This is a genomic window from uncultured Porphyromonas sp., assembly GCF_905372525.1.
Lineage (GTDB): Bacteria > Bacteroidota > Bacteroidia > Bacteroidales > Porphyromonadaceae > Porphyromonas.
In genome coordinates, this window is sequence record NZ_CAJPPN010000015.1 from 21,975 (window position 1) to 47,571 (window position 25,597).

Sequence of the window (25,597 nt, forward strand, 5' to 3'; positions counted from 1 at the left end):
AGGGTTAGAGGCGAGAGATACGGGCTCCGAGGGCGTTTAGTCGCCCAGCTATGTCCTGATAGCCTCGGTCGATCTGCTCGATATTGTTGATGACGCTAGTGCCACTAGCGCTCATCGCTGCTATGAGTAGTGCTATCCCCGCACGGATGTCTGGCGAGACCATCGTGGAGGCGCGTAGCTGGTGTCGTCCCCCGAGCCCGATGACGACGGCTCGGTGTGGATCGCACAGCATGATCTGTGCGCCCATGTCGATGAGCTTATCGACGAAGAAGAGGCGACTCTCGAACATCTTCTGGTGGATGAGCACACTCCCCTTAGCCTGTGTCGCTGTGACGAGGAAGACGCTCAGTAGGTCTGGCGTCAGCCCGGGCCATGGGGCGTCGGCTATGGTGAGGATCGACCCATCCATGAAGGTGTCTATCTCATAGCCGTCGGGGTGGTGAGGGATGATGAGGTCATCACCCTCCTCCAGGATCGTGATCCCGAGCCGGCGGAAGGCCTGCGGGATGATCCCGAGGTCAGGGATGCTGACATCCTGTATGCGCAGGTGCGAATTCGTCATCGCTGCCATCCCGATGAAGCTCCCGATCTCGATCATATCGGGGAGCATCGTATGCTCAGCACCGTGGAGGGACTGTACCCCCTCAATGGTGAGGCGGTTGGAGCCGATACCCTCGATATGAGCTCCCATGCGTACGAGGAGCTTGGAGAGCTGCTGGAGGTAGGGCTCGCAGGCTGCGTTGTAGATCGTCGTGACGCCCTCGGCTAGCACAGCAGCCATGAGGATATTGGCTGTCCCGGTGACGGAGGCTTCGTCGAGGAGCATGTACTTTCCCTGGAGCTGTCGAGCCTCTAGGATGTAGCTCTGCTTCGTAGCATCATAGACGCAGCTAGCCCCTAGCTCTTGGAATCCTATCAGGTGTGTATCTAGGCGACGGCGCCCGATCTTGTCCCCCCCGGGCTTGGGGAAGATAGCGTAGCCGAAGCGACCCAGTAGTGCCCCAGCCATGAGGATCGAGCCACGCAGGGCTCGGGCTCTACCGAGGAACTCCTCGCTGTGCAGGTAGTCGATATTGACCTCATCAGCCTGGAAGGTGTAGCTCCCCTGTTCGTTGAGCTTCGTGACCTTGACGCCGACCTGACGTAGTAGGTCGATGAGGTTGTTCACGTCCAGAATGTTGGGGATATTGTGGATCGTGACTACCTCTGGGGTCAGTAGGACAGAGGAGATGATCTGGAGCGCTTCGTTCTTTGCTCCCTGGGGGCGGATACTGCCCTCTAGGCTGTAGCCACCTTCGATAACATAGGATGCCATGGTGTATAGGGGACGGGGGTTACTTCTTCTTTGCCTTCTTGCTATTGATGGGCTTCTGTAGCTTGCCGGGCTTGTCGATGGTGTTGGGGTTGATGTTGAGCTTGCAGTTCTCTGGGGTGAGCAGGATCTGGCCATCGGAGAGCTCAAAGAGATCCTTGAAGATCTTGATGTCCTCGACCGTCTCCTGGTTCCAGGTCATGTAGTCTCGCTTCATCTGCATAGCGACGAAGTACTCTGCGGCTGAGCGCTCGGGACCCATCTCCATCTCGCAGACCTTGCGGATCATCCCGACGATGAAGTGTCCGTAGTAGCGGTACTGGATGAGGTGACCTGGATACTCGGGCTTCTCCGTCTTGAGCGTGATCTCCTCGCGGGTGATCGTCCCAGCGGGATAGTCTACATCCAGCTCGAAGTCCGCCATGATCGCTAGATGATCCCAGTAGATCGTCTCCTTGTCGAGGGCGGCACCCTTCTCGGGTACGATCGCCTCCATAGCACGGATGATGGTGCGTGCGCAGCGGTTACGCTCCTCCCGATCCTCTATGGTGCGACAGTGGGCGACCATCCGCTGGATGTTGCGCCCGTACTCCGGCATAGTGATGGGGGGTAGTTGATTATTGTATTCCATATAGGGGGGTTATAGACGTGACTTGATCGCCTGCGTGGCCTCCTCGAAGCCGGGCTTCTCCAGCAGGGCAAACATGTTCTTCTTGTAGGCCTCCACACCGGGCTGGTTGAAGGGATTGACCCCGAGCATGTAGCCACTGATACCGACGGCCTTCTCGAAGAAGTAGAAGAGCTGACCGATATAGTAGGCGTTCAGCTGGGGTAGGGTGATGCGGATATTGGGGACACCGCCGTCGACGTGTGCCATACGGGTGCCGAGCTCGGCCATCTTATTGACCTCATCGACACGCTTGCCTGCTAGGTAGTTCAGTCCGTCTAGGTTGTCAGCGTCCGAGGCGATGCGGAGCTCTCTATCTGGGGTGGCGATGCTGATGATCGTCTCGAAGATCGTACGCTCGCCCTCCTGTATCCACTGTCCCATGGAGTGTAGGTCGGCGGTGAAGTCTACGGCTGCGTTGAAGATCCCCTTGTGCTCCTTGCCCTCGCTCTCACCGTAGAGCTGCTTCCACCATTCGCCGATGTAGTGGAGCTTGGGATGGAAGTTGCCGAGGATCTCGATCTTCTTGCCATGCTGGTAGAGGCTGTTGCGTGCTGCAGCATAGAGGGCGGAGAGGTTCTCTGCGAAGGGGACTCCCTCGTCTACCTGCGCCTTCATCTCCCGAGCACCACGTACGAGCTCTCGTATGTCGAAGCCTGCTACGGCGATCGGCAGTAGCCCTACTGGGGTCAGTACGGAGAAGCGTCCCCCGATGTCGTCGGGGATCACGAAGGTCTGGTAGCCCTCCTTGTCCGCTAGCGTACGTAGAGCACCACGTGCCCGGTCCGTCACAGCGATGATACGCTCACGGGCGCCCTCACGGCCGACCTGCTGCTCGAGCAGACCCTTGAGGATGCGGAAGGCGATAGCGGGCTCCGTCGTCGTCCCGCTCTTGGAGATATTGATGATCCCGAACCGCTTGTCCGAGAGGAAGTCTACGAGCTCACTCAGGTAATCCTCACCGATGTTGTGCCCAGCGAAGATCACCTGAGGTGCGCTGTGCTCCTTACGGTAGGCTGCGAAGGTCGGGGTCAGAGCCTCGATCACGGCACGGGCACCGAGGTAGCTACCTCCGATACCGATACTCACGACGTAGTCACAGCGCTCCTGCAGGCTACGGGCTGCAGCCTCTATCGCTGTGAAGTCTTGGTCGGTAATCTTCGCAGGTAGATCGATCCATCCGAGGAAGTCGCTCCCCTGTCCAGTGCCCGCATGGAGCTGGGCTACATATGCATCACTCTTGGTCTGCCACGCCTGTAGCTCCTGGTCGGAGACGAGCGAGCGAATCCCTGAAAGGTCTAGTTCTAAAGACTTCATATCCATTATTTTATTCTCTATCTGTACCTAGTGGGATAGGTGGTACCCAGAGGAGGGGAGACCCTTAGGCCCTCTCCCAGTCCTCCCTGTGTCCCTATCTGCATGAGACCCCATATGGGGTTTCACACAAAGATACAAAAAAGGCACTATACGCACAGTATCAGTTCGTTTTGTGAGCTATCTATACGGCTCACCTACCCCCTCCTGTCGCTCTCCTTGGCATCTCTTCCCTCACATCACCTACTGCCCAGAGCCACTCTCAGCGACTATCCTCTCGGATAAGAACGTAAGCAAGGGGGGGGAATATATAATGCCCCGAGGAGAGAGGATATTATCCCCCCACAGAAACCCCTTCGCCGAAGGGACGGGAGCATGCTCGATACCCCTGCATTTGAGGGTGTCTCGAGTGGGTCTCTGTGTACCCACGTGTACACTCTTGTGTACACGCGTGTATACTCTTGTGTACACGTGTGTACACTCCTCCGCTCTTACCGAGAGGCCGAGGGGGCTCTCTCCGAGGGGCCCCTAGCCTCTCACAGAGGCCAAGCGGCGGACGATAGGCGGGGAGGAGAGTGGGAAGATTATCATTCTCCGAGGCTCGTGGTATCTACTGCGTGGGAGGGCGAGGGGCGACTCAGCTTGAGGGGGCGAGTCGCCTCCCCAGGTGCTACCTACGAGGGGTGTCTGAGAGCGGCACTTAGCCCTTCGGGAGCAGGGGAGCTAGGGGTGTGGCTCTCGGAGTATTGGCATCTTCCGAATACTTGCTATATTTGCAACGAGAGATACTCGTGGAGCACCATGCACCCCACGAGAGCGCCGTCCCAGCCTCTCGAGCTTGAATGATTAGCGACTTATAGCTTGTATACATATATGAGCACGAACTGGCAAGAACACTTTGCGAGCCACACCACCACGGCCCACGAGGCTGTACGTGCCGCCATCAAGAGCGGTGATTACCTAGTCTTCGGGCACGCTGTCGCAGCCCCCGTCCAGATAGCTAAGGCTCTGTATGATGAGCGAGAGCGATACACCCACCTCAAGGTCTTCCACATGCTCTACTTCGGTGAGCCTTGGCACCTACGCCCCGAGATGAAGGGACGCCTACACCCTGTCCTTAACTTCCTTGACAAGAATAGCCGTCCTGCCTATGCAGACCGACGGGTAGACTTCCTCCCCTGCTACTTCCACGAGGTGCCCTGGCTACTGCGCTCGGGGGACTTCCCCGTAGACGTAGCCATCGTACAGGTCAGCCCGCCTAATGAGCAGGGGTACTGCTCCTTTGGGGTCTCCTGCGACTATACCAAGTGTGCTGCCGAGATCGCCCCGATCGTCATCGCTGAGGTGAATAAGCAGATGCCCTTCATCGGCGGGGACAACCTCATCCACGTCACGAAACTGGACTATATAGTCCCTACCGATGAGCCGCTTGTCGAGATCCCTACAGCCAAGATTGGCCCCGTGGAGCAGCGGATCGGGGAGATCTGTGCGGAGCTCATCAATGACGGCGATACCCTGCAGATCGGGATCGGAGCGATCCCCGACGCTGTCCTGCAGTGCCTCGGGGATCGGCGAGATCTGGGACTACACACTGAGATGTTCACCGACGGGGTCATGCACATGATCCGCTCGGGCAATATCACGGGGGCGAGGAAGACGCTCCACCCGCATAAGGTCACCAGCTCCATCATCATGGGCTCTCGCGAGCTGTATGAGTTCGTCGATGGCAATGAGATGATCGAGATGTATCCTGTAGATCACATGAACGACCCCTACGTCGTCGGGCAAAACGACAACATGGTCTCCATCAACTCGTGTCTGGAGATCGATCTCTGTGGTCAGGTCGCCTCCGAAGCCCTCGGCCTCGAGCAGTTCAGTGGCACGGGAGGGCAGGTGGACTACCTCCGTGGAGTGAAACGCTCGAAGAACGGACGCTCCATCCTCGCCTTCACCTCGACGACCAAGGGGGGCACACGCTCCCGTATCGTCCCGACCCTATCGGCAGGGGCTACCGTCACGACCAGTCGCAACGATGTGGACTACGTCGCCACCGAGTACGGGGCTGTCCGCCTGAGGGGGCTGAGCCTACGGGAGCGAGCCATAGCGCTGGCTGGTATTGCCCACCCTGACTATCGCCCTATGCTCCAGGAGGCCATCATAGCGCGTTTCGGCCAGTAGCGCCTAGCTCACGAGCCGGCTGGCCACAAGGATTATCATGGAAAATATCTCGGGTAGTGCTATTTTCTGTGATAATTCGTTATATTTGTACGACTACTACACATAGTATGGTATCATTATATCATGCTCACGGAGGTGCGATCGTGGTACCTCGGTGACTAACTATAAACTAGTTTGTACAGAGATGATCAGGGTAATGCGTTTAGCGGATGATAAGTCCGATAAGTTCTGGCGCATAGAGACTCTTGGGTCCGACTTCATGATAAATTGGGGGAAAACGGGCACCTCGGGTCGCTATGGGTTAAGGGAATTCCCAGATGAACAAACATGCCTAGCTCAAGCCAGCGAACTCGTGGACATAAAAACACAGAAGGGCTATACAGACCTCCACGGCTTCGACCCGATGGGCCAGTACTACTATGATGACGACTCGATGGGTCTACATCCCTTGACCAGCCACCCGACGTTCAGAGCATACTTCACGGAGCCATTCTATTACTCCAGCATAGCAGAGGCCGCCCCCTTCGGTAGCGATGAGGGGATCGATGCTCTGTGGGAACTATCGGATCTGCTTCGTCGGAGACCTCATGCGGAGCTCGGGGACTTCCCCCAGCAGCTCCTGCACCGACTCTATCACCTCCCCTTCCACCCACCCCATGGAGAGACTATCGAGGAGCTCCAGGGGCAGAGCGAGGCTGAGATAGCAGGGAAGCCAGCCCTGCGTCAGCTCCAGCGTACCGACCAGGTGATCATCGCCTCGGCACTTGCCCAAGTCAAGATCACGGGACGGCTTCACCCCAATCTCTACCGTCTAGCTCTACTGGCCATAGAGCGTCTAGGGCGTATCGCTGTGGCTCGGGCGACGACACCCGGGCTGATGACTAGCGAGACCCTAGCGAAGATCACACGTGACCTCAAGCACTACTGGACGGCACAGTCTGGGGTGATGCCGAGGTAATACACCCTGAGGGGAGAGCCTCTCCTCATAGAGACGAAGCGATCAGAGACCTAGCGGAGCGAGACGGATAGATACGGGGACGAGATAGCGGGGAGATAGAGACAGATATAGATACTGGGGCTAAGGAACATCGGCGTTCCTTAGCCCCAGTATCTATATCGGGGAGGGAGAGGGTCTCGGGGAGGACTTAGTAGCCCGGAGTCTGCTTGATCTTGGGGTCTTGGCTCAGTACCTCACGATCGATAGGCCAGAGGACCTTGTAGGCTTCACTCTCGGAGAGCACAGGCGTGGAGGCCTTAGGTAGACTTGGGTTGTCGGGGTAGTTGGCCTCGACCGAGAAGATGAGGGGCTTCTTGGCTCCATCCTGCAGGCGGATGAGGTCAAAGAAACGCTTGTACTCACCCACGAACTCCTTCGTCCGCTCCTGTAGGATAGCGAGCTCAGCGGCCTCTGCCGTAGTATGGGTATACTCGTGTCCCGTGAAGGCAGCCCCATAGGCACGCTGACGTACGGCATTGATCTCCACTGAAGGGTCTTCGCCTAGAGCGTTCTTGACCTCAGCGAGCATCAGCAGGGCATCAGCATAGCGATAGAGGATGATCTGACTATCGTAGATATGCTTGCCATCGGGGTAAGTGCGCCCGATGTACTTCTTCATCACCGAGCCTAGACGGTAGGGAGCCTTACGTCCAGCCTGGAACTCAAAGAAGGTAGCCGCACGACGTGTGTCCGTCTCATCGAAGCTCTTGACGAGGGAATACTTATACTCGTTGAAGAGTCGTCCCGTGCCCTGGATATTCAGGGGATCATCGGGTAGGAGGTCGCCACTTAGGTCTCGGGCTGCCCCTGCGAAGCGGATCTGGTTGTAGAGGTATTCCCGATAGTCATTCGTAGCCTCATTACGATCGAAGTAGAGGGCTAGGATCACTTCATCTCCCCCTCGCTTGGTGGGGTTAAAGATGGAGGCGAAGTTGGACTCCAGTTGGTACTTATTACTATTGATCAGTTCCTCTAGGGTACGACGAGCTATGGCGAGGTCAGTAGCACCCGTAGCGGTATGGTCTCCTGTGGTGACCTTGGCAGACCAGAGGTAGATCTCGGCCTTGAGCATCTTCGTCGCACCAAGCGTCCACTCCATCTTACTCCCCTCATAGGCCGAGGAGGCAAGGAGCGTCTCGGAGCGGTCGATGTCCTGACGAATGAGCTCGAGGGTCTGCTGTGCCGTGGAGCGAGCCTTGTAATAGTGGTCGGTAGAGCCTACGGGCTTGGTCGCTACTACGGGCTCCGTTTCTAGGGGGACACCTCCATAGGCACGATAGAGCAGGAAGTAGTAGTAGGCACGTAGACCATATCCCTTGCCGAGCAGTAGACGACGTTCGTCTTCGGAGAGGAAGGGGCAGTCGTCGGAGACCTTCTTGATGAAGAGATTGACACGTAGGATACAGGAGTAGAGCCCACCCCAGTCCTCGATGCTTACCCGCTCGGCACTGAGGAGGTTGCGCTTGAGCTCAGGCTGCTGTAGCTGCTCGCCCGTAGCGGCGGTACCTACCTTCATCGTGCCTGCTCGTAGCTCACCGAAGGCACGTATCACACTATATCGCCCTCTGAGGTCGCTGTGTAGGGCTATGAGGTTGGCCTCTACCTGAGCCTTGCTCGTCCAGAAGCTACCCTCGGAGTGGTGGTCGATAGGTGGGAGATCCAGTAGACCTTTACACGAAGAGGTCGAGAGACCTAGGAGGAGCAGGAGGCCAAGGAGGGTGGCTTGTATATGCTTGTTCATTGCAGTCATTGATTAGAGTCCTACATTAAGGCCGAACATGAAGACACGGGGCAGAGCATATCCACCCCAGCCACTAGCACCGGGCTCAGGGGAGTAGACGTACTTGGCAGCGGTGAGGTAGCCGAGGTTCTGTGCCGTGAAGTATAGCTCTAGGCCATTCATCGAGAGGCGCTTCGTCCAGGCCTTGGGGAGCTGGTAGCTGAGCGAGATCTCACGCAGAGCAAGGTAATCACCTCGATAGATGAACATCGAAGAGGGTCGATTATAGTTGAACTTCCCTACTATATCCATCGGTAGATAACGAGGATACTTAGCCTGGCGGTTGGACTCGCTGTAGGTGTGGTCACGAGCTAGCGTGATGGTGTTAGCCCCCTCACGAGCGTTCCCCATGATCTCGGGTGTGCGGTAGTCGGTGACATGATGCCCTACGGCATAGTCCATACGTATGCTGAGACTGAGTCCACGATAGCTTAGCTCGGTGGAGAGCCCTCCAGTAAGCCAAGGGTTCTTGTTCCCAACCTTTACTTGGTCGAACTGGTCGATGACTCCATCCCCATTGACGTCTCGCCAGCGTACATCACCTGGCTGTATGGGGAAGGCTATGCCTAGGTCACGCTCCATTTGGCTGAGTGCCTCCCAAGCCTTAGGCCCATAGAGGGGACGAGCAGGCATCTTATCGATGAGATTGCCTGGGATCTCGTCGGGGCTGCGATATAGACCATCCGCTTGGAAGGCATAGATGTCCCCGGGGGATTGCCCCTCCTGTAATCCTCCGACCCAAGTCTTCTCATTGCCCTTGCCACTGTAGACCTGGATAGCATCCTGACGGTTGCGCTCTAGGCCATTATAGGGGAGCTTGAGGATGGTGTTCTTATTGACTCCAGCGTTGAAGTTCACGGTCCACCTCCAGTCTCCTGCGGTAAGGATCTTAGCCGAGAGGTCGAGCTCGAAGCCACGGTTACGTAGCTGGCCGTTGTTGGTCTGATGCTGGTTGATCCCCGTGTGAGAGGGTAGGGTGATGTCGGCTATCTGGTCGGAGGTGATGCGGTTGTAGTAGGTGAGGTTCAGCGTCAGACGATTGTCCCAAAGGCCGAAGTCACCCCCTACCTCGAAGGTATTGGTCTTCTCCCAGAGCAGATAGGGATTAGGGATCTGGGAGAGCCCGATACCTACCTTGCCTCCATAGCGGGAGAGGTTGTAAGAGCCACGTAGAGAGTAGGGGCCGATGCCCGACACATTCCCGTTGCTCCCGTAGCTGACACGTAGCTTACCGAAGCTTAGGACATCGGATAGACCTAGTGACTTGAAGAAGGGTTCACGTGTGAAGACCCATCCCCCCGAGATACCGGGGAAGAAACTCCAGCGATGCTCTATCAGCCTAGAGTAGCCATCGTAGCGACTGACAAGAGAGAGGAGGTAGCGGTCAGCGTAGTCATAATTGACCTGTCCGAAGTAGGAGAGGATACGCTCCCGAGTATGTGCTGTGCTGGTCTTGCGCATGCCCTTCTCGTCACTGGTGTAGCTGAGTGAGCCAAAGTCATCCGACTGTGCGCCCTCACCTGAGGCAGAGAGTACCTTGGTATAGCTGTCGTAGTACTCCGTTCCTACGAGTGCATTGATATGGTGTCCGTGGAGCCTGCCCTGATAGTTCAGGACAGCATTGTACGTCTGGTCGAGGGTCTCGAAGGCCGAGGCTGTGCTCTTGCGGGTGCGGTTGTAGAGTCCAGGAGCGATTAGGTGGTCCTTCTCGAAGTCTTCACGCCAAGTCTGACGGAAGAACCAGAGTCCGCTCACCTTGAGATCTAGGCCAGAGAGGATACCGAAGACGAAGCTTTGGTTTAGGCTGAGCTTATTGGTCTTGTGGTCATTGACAAAGGCATCCTTGATGAGCCTCCAGTTCAGCTCCTTCTCACCGAGACCAATGAGACGTTCGCCCTTGTCATTATAGCCCCTGAAGGTCGGTGGTACGCTGGACATACGTCCGAAGTAGTCGGCATCTGCATTCTCTCCATTGGGGAGCTTGTCCCAGGCTGCACGGGAGAAGGAGACACTGCTCTTGGTCGTGAGCCAAGGACGGATCTTGTAGTCGGCATTGAGCATTAGGCTCACACGCTTGTACCAGTCTATGAGGGCATTCCCTTCGCTGTGGTTATAGCCGAGGTTGGCATAGTAGTTCCCTCGGTCATTGCCCCCAGTGAAGCTCAGGTTGTAGTCCTGACGTAGAGCGACCTCGCGGATATTCTCCTTGCGTAGAGAGAACTCCGAGTAGATAAGCTTCTTGCCGGTCACGGGGTCAGTCATGGTCTTCCAGCCCTTGTCTAGTAGATGCTTGAGCCGGTCTTCGTACTCGTAGAGTCCGTAGAGCCCCTCGGGGGACTTATTACCATCGTAGGGCTGACCCTGAGGGTCGTAGTAAGAGTGTCCTGTACCGAAGCCTACGTTGCTCGTCAGGGGAGACATATCGCCGAAGCCTACGTAGTCCCCTGCGCTATTCTTGTATATCTGGGCATTGTCCCGTGTAGCGATGCGCTGTAGTCGGATATAGTCCTCCGCTCCTAGGTATTCGTAGAGGTCGTGGTGGACGTTGGCGCTTACCTTGGCCTTGAAGCGAATCTCACTATAGCCTGTTTTGCCTCGCTTGGTGGTGATCAGCAGTACGCCGTTGTTGGCACGGGCTCCATAGATAGCAGTTGCACCAGCGTCCTTCATCACCTGCATCTGCTCGATGTCCTCGGGGTTGATGTCACTGAGGTCACTCCGCACCTGACCATCGATGACGACGAGGGGAGAGCCCTCGCCTGTGAGGCTCGTACCTCCACGTAGGATCATACTAGGGGTAGCCCCAGGACTCCCAGAGAGCTGTAGCACACGTAGGCCAGAGACGGCACCGGAGAGTGCCTGGGCGGGGTTGGAGAAGAGCCCCTTGGCAAGCGTCTCGTTGCGGACAGAGGAGATGGAGGTCGTTATCTTGCCTCGCAGCTGCTGTGCGCCGTAGGCTGTGACGACGACGTCACCGAGGAGCTTGGTATCCTCGAGTAGCGTCACGACGAGGGGGTCGGAGGGACGCTGCCGATCGATACTGATCGTCTGTGAGACGAAGCCGACGCAGGAGACGGTGATCTTTGCCTGAGCGCCCCGTAGCTGGAGGCGGAATCTTCCTTGGTTATCGCTTAGACAGCCGTGCGAGGTACCTTCCTCGCGGATGCTGGCTCCAGCGATCGGGGTCTGTGACGTATCCTGGATCAGACCCGTGAGGAGACGTCCCTGTGCCCGGGCGGGTAAGCTCAGGCACAGAGCTAGGAGGATGAGTAGTGTACTTTTCATACTCATAAGCTTGGATTAGTGGTTTGTAGCGTGTTATGCTGTAGTGAGATCCCCCCAGAGCCGAGAGGACAAGGCTAGGGAGGAGTGTAGGGGGGAAGGATGCAGCACTCCCGCTAGATCATCAGGGGGTACCGCTCCCTCATCCCCTCCCCAGAAGTGCCGTAGGGGTACCATAGGGGTGGGGTGGATAGGGTGGTGCCACTCCGTGAAGACATAGCGGGAGTGCTGAGAGGTGGGAAGGAGACCTAGCGGAGACTAGTCGATCTGCTGTAGGAGCTCCTGACAGAGCTGGTAGCCCTTGATCATCATACGTGGGATGTGGAAGGGGCCTTTGAAGAGGTTGCCCTTGGCATTCTGTGCCACAGAGCCGTCTCGGTGGAGGTAACCGTACCACTCTCCGTGGACGGGGTCTGGGAAGTGGGCGTAGGTCCAGTCGCTGATCTGGCGGTGGAGCTTCAGATAGCGCTCGTCTCGGGTCATCTGGTAGGCGTAGAGGGTGGCGATGATAGCCTCTGTCTGGGGCCACCAGAACTTCATGTCCTGAGCATAGTCCTGACACGGGAAGCCCTTGCAGTCACGGAAGTTGATGATGCCCCCGTATTCCTCGTCCCAGCCCCATGCCCACGACCAGTCGAGGATCTTCTTGCCAAGTCCGATCAGGTGCTTGTCGCCCCCTCGTGCCTTGGCTTCCTCTAGGAGGAACCAGGCGGTCTCGATGCAGTGCCCTGGGTTGATGAGTCTCCCCTGGAGCGTGTCTATGAACTCCCCGTTGGACCCTACCATCTCGAGGAGCGCCTTGTACTCGGGATGGATGAAGTGTGCCTCTAGGGCTCGTATCGATCGCTCTATCTGCTCGTCCAGCAGTGGGTCTGGCATAGCAGCACGGATGCGGCTGGCCGTATTGATGAGGATCATCACGATGGAGTGCCCCTCGGCCTTGAGGTACTCTGTGTACTTCGGAGGCAGGAAGCCCGGGGTGGAGAGGAAGCGCTGGATGTCTCGGAAGAGTCCTAGCGCCTTAGCTGCATAGGCGGTATCCCCTGTGGCGAGGGCGTACTCGCTGAAGGCGATGGCAGCGAAGGTCTCGCTGAAGACGTAGCGGCGCTTACGCAGGGGGAGTCCCCGCTCAGTCACCTCGAAGTACATCCGTCCATCCTCGTCGAAGCAGTGACGCTCGATGAACTCGATCGCAAGGCGTGCCGCCTCCAGCCACTCGGGACGGCGCTCGATCTGGTTGTAGGCAAACGAGGCGATGAAGGCAAAGCGCCCCTGAAACCACACGCTCTTAGTCGTGTCCATCAGCTTGCCCTCTCGGTCGAGGCAGGTGTAGATACCGCCGTGCTTCCGGTCGAGGCCATGCTCCAGCCAGAAGGGCAGTATATCCGTCGTTAGGTCTTCACGGTATCGGTCTCGCCAGTAGGTGAGATAGCTCTTGATGTGTTCCATATCAGAAGGTATTACCCTGAGCAAAGAAGTTGATCGCCTCCAGCTCCTTCTTCATCTGTGCTTCTTCGTCGGCGGTCATGTTGCGGAATGGGGTACGGTTCGGCCCCAGATCTAGTCCCATGAGCTTCATGATGCGCTTACCACCGACGATATTGCCACGGTAGCGACAGATGACGTTGATCACCTCTTGGTTGTAATTCTGTAGCTCACGAGCCCGCTCGAGGTCTCCCGCACGGAAGGCCTTGATGACCCCCACGAGGACATTACCGCAGTAGTTGGCTGTACCGCTGATGCCTCCCTGCACGTCGCAGGCAGCTAGTCCTGCTAGTAGGGTCTCGTCCTGCCCGTGAAGGAGGTCGTACTTCCCGCCCTTGTAGAGCTTGCACTGGTTGTATTCGTAGAGGCTTTCATAGGTGTACTTGATCCCAGCGAAGTTGGGGATACGCCCATCGACAGCCTCTAGGAACTCGACCATGGGAAGGTAAGCGCCGTTGAAGACGGGGATGTGATAGTAGTAGAAGGGTAGGGAGGGGGCACCCGCTGCGATCTCCTCGCAGTACTTCACCAGCTCCTCCACACGTCCTACCTTGGGGAAGGGAGAGGCCATAGCCCCGATACCCCAAGCCCCGATCTTAGCAGCGTGCTCAGCGAGCTGGCGGGAGGAGCGTACGCAGGTGCTCCCCACGTGTACGATGACCTTGAAGTCTCGGGGAGCGACCTCCACCCAACGCTCCGCTAGGCGCATCCGCTCTTCATCGCTCAGCATATAGCCCTCGCCCGAGGAGCCGTTGATGAAGACACCCTTGAGTCCATTCTTGTGAAGCATAGCTGCATAGCGAGCGATCGGCTCATAGTTTACCTCGCCGTCTGGGGAGAAGGGGGTAAAGGGGGCTACGAGGAGCCCTTGGATCTTTTCCATTGATCTAGGTATATATGTAATGTGTACAGTTGATAGCTCTGCATACCTCCATCTGCACCTAGGGGGCGGAGGCGATAGAAACTAAGTCTCAGGCAAAGATAACCGATATTTTCCGTTGCACCGCACCGATCCAGAGTGAGTGGGGCATTTCCCCCTCCTCGCCCTGCCCTTCGGGGGGACTTGGAGTACTACCCCACATGCTCCCCATCACATAGCTATCGGTATCTGAGCCTAGGGAGTGCCCCTCTATCCTGCTCCCTAGAGTATGATGGTATCGTCTTCCCCTCAGCCTGCCCCCTCCGCCTCGCCACCTCGTGCGCGCGTACCTATTATTATATATGAGACTAGGGGGTGAGGATACGAGTAGGGGGAGAGCTGATACCAGACGTCCCTAGAGGTCGGGAGCCAAGAGGCTGAGGAGCATAGGCCGAGGGTAGAAACCTCCGTACCCTAGGGGTAGATTGGGTGGGCATACCCCTACTATCTAGGGCGGGGGAGTATACACGTGTGTACACTGTTATATACCCACGTGTACACAACAGTGTACACGCGTGTACACTACCTCGCTCTAAGTATCGTCTCGTAGGGCACTCCTATAGAGGCGTCTCTGCTTCCTCGGGAGGATCTACTTCACCCGGCTCTATAGACCCAGAGGAGGAGACCTTATAGGTATCTGTTTAGCTCTATTTCGTACTTTGTCGGGTGATGAAATGGGATATTCGTACTATTTCGTGACCAGAAGCGGGTAAAATCCCAATGTGTGTTAAAACTTAGGTCTCGAGAATATACCTTTGTGCAACCAAAGGAGAAAATTATCACTAATGAATAGCTTACTACCAATAATGAACGACAAGCGTAGGGGAGTCCTTTCCCTGACTGTCTGTGCAGGGCTGCTTGCCCTCGCCTCTCCCGTCCTCGCCTCTGCGGAGGAGCGGGATAGCCTCGCCACCCACCTGCTGGATGAGGTGATCATCAGTGGCTACGTCCCTCAGCGTATGACTGCCCCCTCGGGTAAGGCTCCCGTGAGCCTGACCTGGATCAACGGCAAGGAGCTCGGGCTGTACCGCATCCAGAGTGTGACGGATCTGACGAGTCGTGTCCCCAGCCTCTTCATCCCCGACTACGGCTCCAAGCGTAGTGCCGCTATCTACCTCCGTGGGAGCGGAGCTCGTAGCACGGGGCAGACGATCGGGCTGTATCTGGACGGGGTACCCGTGCTGAATAAGTCGGGCTTCAATCTTGACCTCCCCGGGATCGCTGGTGTCGAGGTGCTGCGAGGCCCACAGGGGACGCTCTACGGCCGCAACGCTATGTCGGGGATCATCAGCTATTATACTCGATCGGCTTTTGACCGAGCTGGTGGAGAGGCTCGCCTCACAGCTGGTACGCAGGGCTATCTGCGTGCCTCGGTGGAGCAGGCTCTACGCCTCAGTGAGACGCTCGGGCTCAGCTATGGCCTCTCGGGCTCGATGCGCCAAGGCTACTTCTACAACGAGACTACCAAGGCCAAGCAGGACAGCCTACGTATGGTAGCGGGCTTCGCCAAGCTAGAGTACCGCCCCAACGACCGCCTAGATATGGCACTCAGCCTACAGGGTGACTACGTGAACCAAGGGGGCTTCCCCTATCGTCTGCTGGACATCCGCACCCGCAAGCCCCTCCCTCTGGCTGCCGATGCCCCAGAGACCTATGAGCGACATGCCGCTACGGCTCGCTACCTCGTCGGCTACCGTGTGAGCGATGCACTCCAGCTCCAGTCCGCTACGAGCTACCAGTATCTGTATGACCGAGCACAGCTCGATATGGATGCCTCTAGCATGCGCCTCTTCATGGCAGACCAGCGACTGAAGGAGCACGGCTTCACGCAGGAGTTGATCCTCAAGGGGCTACCGAGCGAGGGGGCAAAGTACCGCTGGAGTGCCGGGCTCTTCGGCTACTACGATGCGAAGAAGATTGACGTCCCCGTGACCTACTCAGCGCGTGGGGCAGGCCTACTGATCGGGCAGGGGATCGCCCAGATGAAGCGACAGATCGCTGCCCGCAGTCCACAGATCGCTGCCCGTATCCCTGCCTATCAGTACGTTCCTCGCCCAGGGGGGGCTGATGTGGTGAACCTCAATAGCTTCTCTATGCCCGACTGGGGAGTAGCTCTGTATCACGAGAGTGCCCTTGTCCTCGGCCGTGGCTTCACCCTCACCGCTGGTCTACGTCTAGACTACGAGCGTCACGACCTAGAGTATGATGTGAAGGGGCTGGAGGACTTTGCCCTAAAGAACCCTGTGGACAATAGCATCATCTCTGGACAGCCCCTCGTCCTACGTGGCTCTCAGAAGAGCGACTACTGGCACCTCATCCCAAAGCTCGCTCTACAGTGGCAGCCCCTCGACCATCTGACCCTACATGCGACGATCACCCGAGGGCATAAGGCTGGGGGCTTCAACGAACAGTCCTTCTCTGACCTCATCGTGCAGGCACAGACACAGAATACCCTCAGCGCTGGGGCGCACCTCGGTCGTCCCTTCGACACCACGACGCTCCCCGAGCGGACGACCTATCGCCCTGAGCATAGCTGGAGCTACGAGCTCGGGGGACGCTACGAGGATGTCTCGCTGGGGCTCCGACTGGAGGGCTCGCTCTACCTCATGCAGGTTCGTGATCTACAGCTTACTCGCTTCGTGAGCACTGGGGCTGGACGTATCGTGGGGAATGCAGGCGGATCTCGCACGCTGGGGGTAGAGCTCTCGGCGAGCAAGCGACTCCTCGGCTCGCTCTCTGCCCAGGCCAGCTATAGCCTGACGGACGCCCGCTTCACCGAGGAGACGGGCCGTGCGAAGAAGGGCAATCTCGTCCCCTTCATCCCCCAGCATACCTTCAGTGGGATGCTCTCCTTCAATGAGCATATCGGGGGGAAGTTCCGCCTCTTTGGTGAGGGTGAGTGCATGGGCTTTGGCCGGATCTACTGGACCGAGGACAACAGCACCTCCGAACCTCTACAGACGAACCTGCGTGCACGTCTCGGGGTGAGCTACGACCGACTGAGCCTAGCTCTCTGGGGAAATAATCTGGCAGATCGCTCCTACACGATCTTCTCTGCTGCCTCTCCGATGCCCAATGGGGCTATGGTGCAGACCTCGGCTCCTCGGACGCTCGGTGTCGATCTTAGCATACGTCTGTAGTAGATATTGAGCAAAAATAGTCTGTAAGTCAAAAAGTTTGCTACCTTTGTGTACAGTAGACTCCGATCACTAACGACTAATAGATAAGACTTATGATGAACCAGACTATCCGCCGGTGGGGCATGGCACTCATCGCCATCCTTGGCCTCGCCACCAGCGTCCCAGCTCTAGCCCAGTACCACGTGACGGCAGGGCGTGCCACCTCCGCACCCGCCCCCAGCTATGGGGACTCTAGGCGCTTCGTCCTCGGGGGGAACTTCTCCTTCTGGCGCAACGAAGATGCCAAGACCACATCCATCGCCGTATCCCCTGGCCTCATGTACCTCCTCAACGAGGATCTAGGCTTCGGTGCTAACCTCTCGCTGCAGAACCAATCGCAGCAGGGAGCCTCTACGACCTACTTCCTCCTACGTCCCTTTGCCCGCTACTACTTTGCACATACCAATCCACTGCACTTCTACCTAGAGGGTGGACTGGGTGTCAGCTCTGGCGGTGGGACGACCGGCTTCGAGATCGGGGTACGCCCAGGGATGAGCCTAGAGCTATCTCGCCTTATTCACCTGAATATGTACTGGGGCTTCCTCGGCTATCGTAATAAGTTTGCCTTCTCCGGGGGAGAGGGAACGAGTTCCTCAGGCTTTGGCCTATCCTTCTCGCCTGCTAATCTCCTCCTCGGCATTGAGTTCCACTTCTAGTAGGTATCCGTAGGGAGTCTACCCCCTCGACGACAGCCCTACCGCGAGAGATGCTCTCACGGTGGGGCTGCGTCCTATATATAGATAGGTATCGGAGTGTCGGGGTAAGCAATAGAGAGGGTGACAGTTTGTCATATACGTCAGGCCTTAGATCTTTGGCATAGGCTTTGACTTAAATAGGGCGTAAGTCAAATCAAAAAATAGAACAACAACGAAATAAGATTATGGGAAAGATCATTGGAATAGACTTAGGGACGACGAACTCTTGTGTCGCAGTCCTCGAAGGTAACGAGCCTATCGTTATCGCAAATAGTGAAGGTAAGCGCACGACCCCCTCGGTCGTAGCCTTCATCGACGGTGGTGAGCGTAAGGTCGGTGACCCTGCTAAGCGTCAGGCTATCACGAACCCTACGAAGACCATCTACTCGATCAAGCGCTTCATGGGTGAGACCTTCGACCAGGTCAAGGACGAGATAACTCGTGTCCCCTACAAGGTCGTACGAGGTGACAACAACACCCCCCGCGTAGACATCGATGGACGACTCTACACCCCACAGGAGATCTCTGCTATCATCCTTCAGAAGATGAAGAAGACCGCAGAGGACTATCTGGGACAGGAAGTAACCGATGCGGTGATCACCGTACCTGCCTACTTCAACGATGCCCAGCGTCAGGCTACCAAGGAGGCTGGTGAGATCGCAGGTCTCAACGTACGTCGTATCGTCAACGAACCTACGGCTGCTTCGCTGGCCTACGGGCTAGACAAGGCGAACCGAGATATGAAGATCGCTGTCTTTGACCTTGGTGGTGGGACGTTCGATATATCGATCCTCGAGCTCGGGGACGGGGTCTTCGAGGTACGCTCTACCAACGGTGATACCCACCTAGGGGGTGACGACTTCGACCACGTGATCATCGATTGGCTCGCTGATGAGTTCAAGGCTGACGAAGGGGTAGACCTACGTCAGGATCCGATGGCTATGCAGCGTCTGAAGGAAGCCGCCGAAAAAGCTAAGATCGAGCTCTCGAGCACGACGAGCACGGAGATTAACCTCCCCTACATCATGCCCGTAGGAGGTATCCCCAAGCACCTGGTGCGTACGCTGACCCGCGCAAAGTTTGAGCAGCTGGCTGACCGCCTCATCCAGGCTTGTGTCGCTCCATGCGAACAGGCTCTACGTGATGCTGGCCTCTCTAGGACGGACATCGACGAAGTAATCCTCGTCGGGGGCTCGACTCGTATCCCCGCTATCCAGGAGATCGTCGAAAAGATCTTCGGGAAGGCTCCCTCTAAGGGGGTTAACCCTGACGAAGTCGTCGCTGTAGGTGCTGCTATCCAGGGTGGTGTGCTCACGGGTGAGATCAAGGATGTGCTCCTGCTGGACGTCACTCCTCTCTCCCTCGGTATCGAGACCATGGGTGGCGTGATGACTCGCCTCATCGATGCCAATACAACGATCCCAACGAAGAAGAGCGAGATCTTCACCACCGCTGTCGATAACCAGCCCGAGGTAGAGATCCACGTCCTACAGGGTGAGCGCTCTCTAGCCAAGGACAATAAGAGTATCGGTCGCTTCAAGCTAGAGGTAGCTCCTGCCCCACGCCAGACCCCTCAGATCGAGGTCACCTTCGATATTGACGCTAATGGTATCCTGAACGTCACCGCTCTGGACAAGGCTACGGGTAAGCAACAGAAGATCCGTATCGAAGCCTCCAGCGGTCTCTCCGACGAGGAGATCAAGCGTATGAAGGACGAGGCTGCTGCTAATGCCGAGGCCGACAAGCACGAGAGCGAACGTATCACCAAGCTCAATCAGGCAGATAGCCTCATTTTCCAGACGGAAAAGCAGCTGAAGGAATTCGGCGACAAGCTCTCCGCCGACAAGAAGGCCGCTGTCGAGTCCGCACTTGCTAAGCTCAAGGAAGCTCACTCTGCACAGAATATCGAAGGTATCGATGCCGCTACGGCTGAGGTACAGTCGGCCTTCCAAGCAGCTAGTGAAGAGATGTACCACCACGCCAATGCTGGTGCAGCTGATCCCACGGCTGGACAGTCTTCCTCCTCTTCGCAGGCACCTGGTGAAGACATCACCGACGCCGACTTCGAGGAAGTGAAGTAAGCCCGATGAGCATCCCTCCGGGCACGGCCTCGGGGGACTCATATAGATACAAAGGCGGTGTACCCACTAGGGTACACCGCCTTTGCTTTACACCTCCTTTCCCCCCTTGGGGTAGGAGTGTCTGGGACTCTACTTAGAAACGGAAGCCGATAGAGAGACTCATCCGTGGGGAGATGAACATGCTGCGCACCTTCGTAATGCTGAAGGTCTGGGTACCTCTATCGATGGTGGCTTTGATCCCATCAGAGTGAGCCTTTGTCCGATCAATGAGGAGGTCTCTCAGGACATTCTCATCGATGTCGGACTGATGCGGGAGCTTGTCTCTGAACTGATACGTCCCCTCTACCGAGCCTATACCACGGTCGTTACTTACCCCGATGATATGCCAGTCGAGGACGATATTCTTCTTCGCCCCTAGTAGCCACTGTGCCCCGATACCTATCCCGACAGAGTGTGCACTGAGGCGCTCCCGATACGTCAGATCTCCCTCCAGGGGTGCATTGCCCTGTCTGGGGACGGACATATACTCGCGGAGGTGATTTTGCTTCATGCTCAGGAAGCGGTAGTAGAGGGTGAAGTAGAAGCCATGTCCTAGTCCTCCATTGGTATACCAACGGAGCTCCGGAGTGAGGGCGAAGTAGCTACGATCAGCCAGAGTACCCCAGAGAAGTCCCCCAGATCGATAGTTATCATCATCCCCGCTATAGGCTCTGTTGGGAGAGGCGAAGCGAGCACTCACCTCTAGCCCCACACTAAGTCCCGGCGTGAGGACTCGCTCGCCAGAGAGGGTATAATCCCCGAAGATGATCCCCAGGGGATGTGCCTTGATCATCGTCTTCCCATCTAGTAGGGTGGTCTTAGGCTCAGCGTCTATTGTCACTGTCTGTGCTCCTAGGTGAGGGCTTAGGCCGACGAGAAGAAGGGCGGTAAGAGTACTACGTAGTGTCATACGGTCGTCATGAATGTTATTATCTAGTGCTTATCCAGAGTAGGCGATCTACTCTAGCTCGGTAAAGATAGAGAAAAATACATACAGCCCCCTCTCCGAAAATATCGCTCCCCTCCCCCAGAGCACGCTGGGAGAGGGGAGCGATGTTTGGGGGAAGCGAAGGGCTAGATGCGTACCATCCCGCTGAAGCCCATGAAGGCCATAGCTAGGATGCCGGCAGAGATGAGGGCAATGGGTATTCCCTTCATCGAGGGAGCGAGCTGGGTACGTGCTAGCTGCTCTCTGATACCAGCGAAGACAGCTAATGCCAGAGTGAAGCCTAGGGCTATCGATACGGCGTAGACCACACTTTCCAGTAGATTGAACTCCTTCTGAATGACTAAGATTGCCACCCCAAGCACACAGCAGTTCGTCGTGATCAGCGGTAGGAAGACCCCGAGGGCTTGGTAGAGGGCTGGTGAGACCTTCTTCAGGATAATCTCCACCATCTGTACCAGTGCTGCGATCACCAGGATAAAGGAGATCGTCTGCATGTAGACCATATCAAGGGGCTCGAGGACAAACCGCTGTAGGAGGAAGGTGCACATCGTCGAGAGGGCAAGGACGAAGGTAACCGCTGCTCCCATCCCTAGGGCAGTGTCGATCTTCTTTGATACGCCTAAGAAGGGGCAGATACCGAGGAACTGTGAGAAGACGACGTTATTGACAAAGACCGCAGCTACAAAGATCAGCAGGTAATGTATCATGAGGATCTGTACTTAGAGGTGGAGGGGTTACTTCTTCTTCCCGATCTTGTTAGACAGGGCGATGAGATAGCCGAGGACGATGAAAGCTCCTGGGGCAAGGACAAAGAGCAGTGCCCCGTATTCCTTGGGATAGACAGCGTGCCCAAAGATCGTACCTGCCCCTAGCAGCTCACGCACGAAGCCTAGTAGAGTCAGCGAGCAGGTGAAGCCTAAGCCTATCCCCAGCCCATCAAGCGTCGAGTGTAGGACTGATTGCTTAGCCGCCACTGCCTCTGCACGCCCCAGTACGATACAGTTCACTACGATAAGGGGGATGAACAGCCCTAGAGACGCATATAGGGAGGGTACATAGGCCTGCATCAGGAGCTGGACAATCGTCACGAAGCCTGCTATCACTACGATGAAGCTCGGGATACGTACCGCATCGGGGACGAGGCTCTTGATCATGGAGATGACGGTATTGGAGCAGATGAGGACGAACATTGTAGCTAGTCCCATGGCCATACCATTGGCAGCTGAGCTAGTCGTAGCTAGTGTCGGGCACATCCCGAGCAGGAGGACGAAGGTAGGGTTCTCCGTCGTAATGCCGTTGCGTATGATCGCTAGTGGATTCATTGGATAAGGGGTATAAGTGGAGGAGGTCGCCTCTTCCCAGCCTTAGGAACTTTGGTGATCCCCTTCTTGAGGTATCGGGGGACGCTCTTGTGAGGTAGTGGGGCTACCTCTCTAGGGGGAGTGAGGGGGACTCTGTCGGGGTATCGAGGGTAGCTGTTTTAGCTTGTCAGAGAGGGCGGTGAGGAGTATCGGAGGAAGTCTCAGTGTGGGGGCTACGGGGAGTCCCTTCGTGAGGGCTTCTGATGCGATGCTGAGGGCGTGATGCTGAGGGCGTGATGCTGAGGTTACCTCAGGACTATCAGTGGGTGGGGGAGAGGGGAAGGCTATCCGTACTTGGGGTAGCAGAGTTGGCTATACCTCCTTGCCCGCTTTCTGAGGACGTACCTAGTCCCTGTGCTTGTAGCGAGGTGAAGACGCTCCATGCACGATTGACTGCGTCTAAGAAGGCTCGGCTACTAATCGTAGCCGCCGTGATGGCATCGACCTTACCTCCATCCTTGGAGACGGAGAGGGGAGAAACGGCCTTCATGTCAAGTCCTCGCATGTCTCGGATACCACCCGTCTGGCTCTTCTGGTGGAACCACTCGGGGATCAGCGACCCAAGCCCTGGGCTCTCTGCGTGCTGGAGGACAGAGAAGTCTACGAGCTTGCCCGAGGCATCGAAGCCCACCATCACGGAGATCAGTCCACTGAAGCCCTTGAGGGTGTAGCTCTCTATAGCGAAGCCGACGAGCTGACCTCCCTTCTTGGCTGGATATACCGTGAGGGAGTCGGACTCGCCCTCGGGGAGGAAGCGCAGGCGCTCGGCGAAGGGGTTATTATCAAACTTCGGTGTCACGGCACTGATTGCCTCGACTTTGGCCTTGACTTGAGCCTCCTCAATGGGGGCTTTTGTCACCTTATTGACCAAGGCGAGGATACCGGAGACGATGATGCAGATCCCCGTTAGGGAGAGGAGCATGTTGCGGAGTGTCGAGCTGAGTTTTGCCATAGCCTATCGTCCGCCGAAGTGTCGAGGGCGGATATATATATTGATCAGAGGGGTGAAGCCATTCATGATGAGGATGGCGAAGGACATCCCCTCAGGGTAGCTCCCGAAGAGGCGGATGAGGATCGTCAGCAGGCCGATAAGCGCTCCATAGAGGAGCTGACCACGCGCGCTCATTGGACTCGTCACATAGTCGGTGGCCATGAAGATAGCACCGAGCATCATTCCCCCGGTGAGGAGGTGAAAGAAAGGCGAGGGATAGAGCGCAGGGTTGATGAGGTGCATTAGGCCAGAGAAGGCGAAGGCCGTCCCCAGCACTGAAATAGGAATATGCCAAGTGATTACCCGCTTATAGAGGAGGAATGCTAGGCCTAGCAGCAGGGCGATTGCACTGATCTCACCGAGACTCCCCCCATGTAGCCCTAGGAGCATATCTAGGGTAGAGGGGACTTGATCCCAAGACATACCTGGCGCTCCAGACTGGATAGCCTTCGCCACCCCCAGCGGTGTAGCCCCAGTGGTGGCATCGGTATAGTGAAGTATCTGTCCAGCCTTGGGCCAAAGGGTCATCTGTGCTGGATAGGCGATCAGGAGGAAGACACGACCTACGAGGGCAGGATTGAAGATATTCCCCCCGAGTCCCCCGAAGCTCATCTTCCCCACACCTATGGCAATGATGGCGCCGATGGTGACGATCCACCAGGGGAGGCTAGAGGGGAGGTTCATCCCGAGTAGTACGCCCGTCAGGATGGCGGAGCCGTCACGGATGGTAGGCTCTGTGCCGTAGAGGTACTTGGTGATGAGCCATTCGACGATGACGCAGGAGAGGACGCTGACTGCGAGGACGATGAGAGCTCCGAGCCCAAAGGTAGCCAGCGATACGAGACAGGCTGGTACGAGGGCGAGGAGGACAGCGTACATGTTGCGCTCCACGCTATCTCCGCTGTGTATGTGCGGGGAGGGAGAGATGATTAGTTTATCCATGTACTACTTAGCTTTTGCGTGAACGTATGATGGCGGTGACCTTCTGCTTGCCTATGCGGATGAAGTCTAGGAGCGGGCGGTTCGATGGGCAGGTATAGCTGCAGGAGCCACACTCGATACAGTCTACGATGTAGTTCTTCTCCGTAGTCTCCCAGTCGGCATACTGCACGTCTCTCATGAGGAAGGCAGGGTTAAGCCCCATAGGACATACCGAGACACACTTGGCACAGCGGATACAGTTCCTCATGGGGCGACGCACGGCGTCCTCACGGGGGAGGATAAGTATGCCTGAGGTACCCTTGGTGACGGGGATCTCGGTGCCGAGTAGAGCCTTGCCCATCATAGGTCCCCCGCCGATAATCTTACCGGTATCCTCGGGGAGTCCACCAGAGGCCTCTATAAGGTGTCCGATGGGGATACCAATACGAGCGTGGTAGTTGGAGGGCTTCTCTAGGTGCTTCCCCGTGACGGTGACGATGCGCTCTATGAGGGGTTTGTTCTTCTGGACTGCCTCGTAGACGGCGAAGACTGTCCCTACATTCTGTACGACGGCACCAGCAGAGATAGGGAGGGCTCCGCTCTTAATCTGCTTGCGAAGGACAGCGTCGATGAGCTGCTTCTCCCCCCCTTGGGGATACTGAACCTTTAGGGGCATGACGGTGATGTCCGGGTAGGGCTCGGCGAGCTGAGTGAGGTGGAGGATGGCATCCTTCTTATTGTTCTCTATGCCGATGACTGCCCGAGAGACACCGAGTGCCTTCATCAGGATCTTGACCCCAACGAGTATCTCTGCCCCCTTGGTGAGCATGAGCTGGTGGTCAGAGGTGAGGTAGGGCTCACACTCCACGGCATTGATGATCAGTACCTCAGCCTTTTGCCCTGGGGGTGGGGAGAGCTTGACGTGGGTAGGGAAGGTCGCTCCCCCCAGCCCTACAATCCCCGAGGCGGCGATCCTGTCGATGATCTCCTTGGGCTCTAGCGAGCACTCTGTGACCAGGTCTTCGGAGCGATCTATTCCCTCTTCCCACTCTTCTTCTGGGGCGACGGCGATGACGATAGCGGGGCGCTTGTATCCGCCCGAGTCGTAGAAGCCATCGATCTTGGTCACCTTGCCCGTGACGGAGGAATGGATATTAGCTGAGACGAAGCCACCCGTCTTGGCGATCACGGTACCTACCTTGACTTGGTCGCCCTTTTGGACTGTAGGTACGGCAGGTGCACCGATGTGCTGTCCTATGGGTATGATGACTTCCTTGGGTAGGGATATAGGCTGGATAGGGCTTCCTGCTGAGAGCTTGTTCTCGGGGGGATGAATGCCACCGAGGCGAAACGTGCGTAGCATATATCTATGTAGTATGAGCGTGTCTGATGGGGTAGTGCCTATCTAGGAGGCGCTGGGGGTGGAGGAGGTCGTAGGGGCTACGGG

Annotated in this window: 18 protein-coding genes; 5 read left to right on the forward strand and 13 right to left on the reverse strand. The window is 56.8% G+C overall.

Features of this window, described 5'->3' with window-relative positions:
* Positions 1-4: 4 nt before the first annotated feature.
* Genes murA through QZ170_RS04245 form a run of 3 tightly spaced genes read right to left on the reverse strand, consistent with a single transcriptional unit; the run spans position 5 to position 3,296 of the window.
* Positions 5-1,315 carry a UDP-N-acetylglucosamine 1-carboxyvinyltransferase gene (murA, locus tag QZ170_RS04235; protein ID WP_297177609.1) on the reverse strand — a complete coding sequence of 437 codons (1,311 nt, stop codon included), beginning with the start codon at positions 1,313-1,315 and terminating at the stop codon, positions 5-7.
* Between the two features lie 19 nt (positions 1,316-1,334).
* Positions 1,335-1,943 (reverse strand): DUF4290 domain-containing protein, encoded by a 609-nt coding sequence (locus tag QZ170_RS04240; protein ID WP_297177612.1) that lies wholly within the window; start codon positions 1,941-1,943, stop codon positions 1,335-1,337.
* Between the two features lie 9 nt (positions 1,944-1,952).
* Entirely contained in the window at positions 1,953-3,296 is a 1,344-nt protein-coding gene (locus tag QZ170_RS04245; protein ID WP_297177615.1) for a glucose-6-phosphate isomerase, read from the reverse strand.
* 870 nt (positions 3,297-4,166) lie between these two features.
* On the opposite strand from QZ170_RS04245, the gene QZ170_RS04250 reads away from it, so the two are divergent.
* On the forward strand, positions 4,167-5,471 hold the full coding sequence (locus QZ170_RS04250; protein ID WP_297177618.1) for an acetyl-CoA hydrolase/transferase C-terminal domain-containing protein: 1,305 nt from the start codon (positions 4,167-4,169) through the stop codon (positions 5,469-5,471).
* 196 nt (positions 5,472-5,667) lie between these two features.
* Positions 5,668-6,429, forward strand: coding sequence for a WGR domain-containing protein (locus tag QZ170_RS04255; protein WP_297177621.1), 762 nt, complete (start codon positions 5,668-5,670; stop codon positions 6,427-6,429).
* Positions 6,430-6,616: 187 nt separating this feature from the next.
* On the opposite strand, the gene QZ170_RS04260 is transcribed toward QZ170_RS04255, so the two are convergent.
* The 4 genes from QZ170_RS04260 to QZ170_RS04275 form a co-directional block, all read right to left on the reverse strand.
* Complete coding sequence (locus QZ170_RS04260; RefSeq protein WP_297177624.1) at positions 6,617-8,209, reverse strand: RagB/SusD family nutrient uptake outer membrane protein; 1,593 nt, start codon at positions 8,207-8,209, stop codon at positions 6,617-6,619.
* 12 nt (positions 8,210-8,221) lie between these two features.
* Positions 8,222-11,533: a SusC/RagA family TonB-linked outer membrane protein gene (locus QZ170_RS04265; protein ID WP_297177627.1), complete on the reverse strand. Its 3,312-nt coding sequence runs from the start codon at positions 11,531-11,533 to the stop codon at positions 8,222-8,224.
* A gap of 255 nt (positions 11,534-11,788) precedes the next feature.
* On the reverse strand, positions 11,789-12,979 hold the full coding sequence (locus tag QZ170_RS04270; RefSeq protein WP_297177630.1) for an AGE family epimerase/isomerase: 1,191 nt from the start codon (positions 12,977-12,979) through the stop codon (positions 11,789-11,791).
* 1 nt (position 12,980) lies between these two features.
* Positions 12,981-13,898: a dihydrodipicolinate synthase family protein gene (locus QZ170_RS04275; protein ID WP_297177633.1), complete on the reverse strand. Its 918-nt coding sequence runs from the start codon at positions 13,896-13,898 to the stop codon at positions 12,981-12,983.
* Between the two features lie 842 nt (positions 13,899-14,740).
* On the opposite strand from QZ170_RS04275, the gene QZ170_RS04280 reads away from it, so the two are divergent.
* The 3 genes from QZ170_RS04280 to dnaK all read left to right on the forward strand — a co-directional run bounded on the left by QZ170_RS04280 (position 14,741) and on the right by dnaK (position 19,889).
* On the forward strand, positions 14,741-17,074 hold the full coding sequence (locus tag QZ170_RS04280) for a TonB-dependent receptor (RefSeq protein WP_297177636.1): 2,334 nt from the start codon (positions 14,741-14,743) through the stop codon (positions 17,072-17,074).
* Between the two features lie 92 nt (positions 17,075-17,166).
* A complete protein-coding gene (locus QZ170_RS04285) occupies positions 17,167-17,769 on the forward strand; it encodes a hypothetical protein (protein WP_297177639.1) in 603 nt (200 codons plus the stop codon).
* A gap of 224 nt (positions 17,770-17,993) precedes the next feature.
* Positions 17,994-19,889 (forward strand): molecular chaperone DnaK, encoded by a 1,896-nt coding sequence (gene dnaK / locus QZ170_RS04290; protein WP_297177642.1) that lies wholly within the window; start codon positions 17,994-17,996, stop codon positions 19,887-19,889.
* A 133-nt stretch (positions 19,890-20,022) separates the two neighbouring features.
* Here the strand turns inward: dnaK and QZ170_RS04295 are convergent, their stop codons facing one another.
* The 6 genes from QZ170_RS04295 to rsxC form a co-directional block, all read right to left on the reverse strand.
* Complete coding sequence (locus QZ170_RS04295) at positions 20,023-20,838, reverse strand: hypothetical protein (RefSeq protein ID WP_297177645.1); 816 nt, start codon at positions 20,836-20,838, stop codon at positions 20,023-20,025.
* A 164-nt stretch (positions 20,839-21,002) separates the two neighbouring features.
* Positions 21,003-21,581, reverse strand: a complete 579-nt coding sequence (gene rsxA / locus QZ170_RS04300; RefSeq protein ID WP_297177662.1) for an electron transport complex subunit RsxA — start codon at positions 21,579-21,581, stop codon at positions 21,003-21,005.
* Between the two features lie 30 nt (positions 21,582-21,611).
* Complete coding sequence (locus QZ170_RS04305; RefSeq protein ID WP_297177648.1) at positions 21,612-22,199, reverse strand: electron transport complex subunit E; 588 nt, start codon at positions 22,197-22,199, stop codon at positions 21,612-21,614.
* A 298-nt stretch (positions 22,200-22,497) separates the two neighbouring features.
* Complete coding sequence (locus QZ170_RS04310) at positions 22,498-23,190, reverse strand: RnfABCDGE type electron transport complex subunit G (protein ID WP_297177652.1); 693 nt, start codon at positions 23,188-23,190, stop codon at positions 22,498-22,500.
* Positions 23,191-23,193: 3 nt separating this feature from the next.
* Positions 23,194-24,171, reverse strand: a complete 978-nt coding sequence (locus QZ170_RS04315; RefSeq protein ID WP_297177656.1) for an RnfABCDGE type electron transport complex subunit D — start codon at positions 24,169-24,171, stop codon at positions 23,194-23,196.
* Between the two features lie 7 nt (positions 24,172-24,178).
* On the reverse strand, positions 24,179-25,513 hold the full coding sequence (gene rsxC, locus QZ170_RS04320; protein WP_297177659.1) for an electron transport complex subunit RsxC: 1,335 nt from the start codon (positions 25,511-25,513) through the stop codon (positions 24,179-24,181).
* Positions 25,514-25,597: the final 84 nt, after the last annotated feature.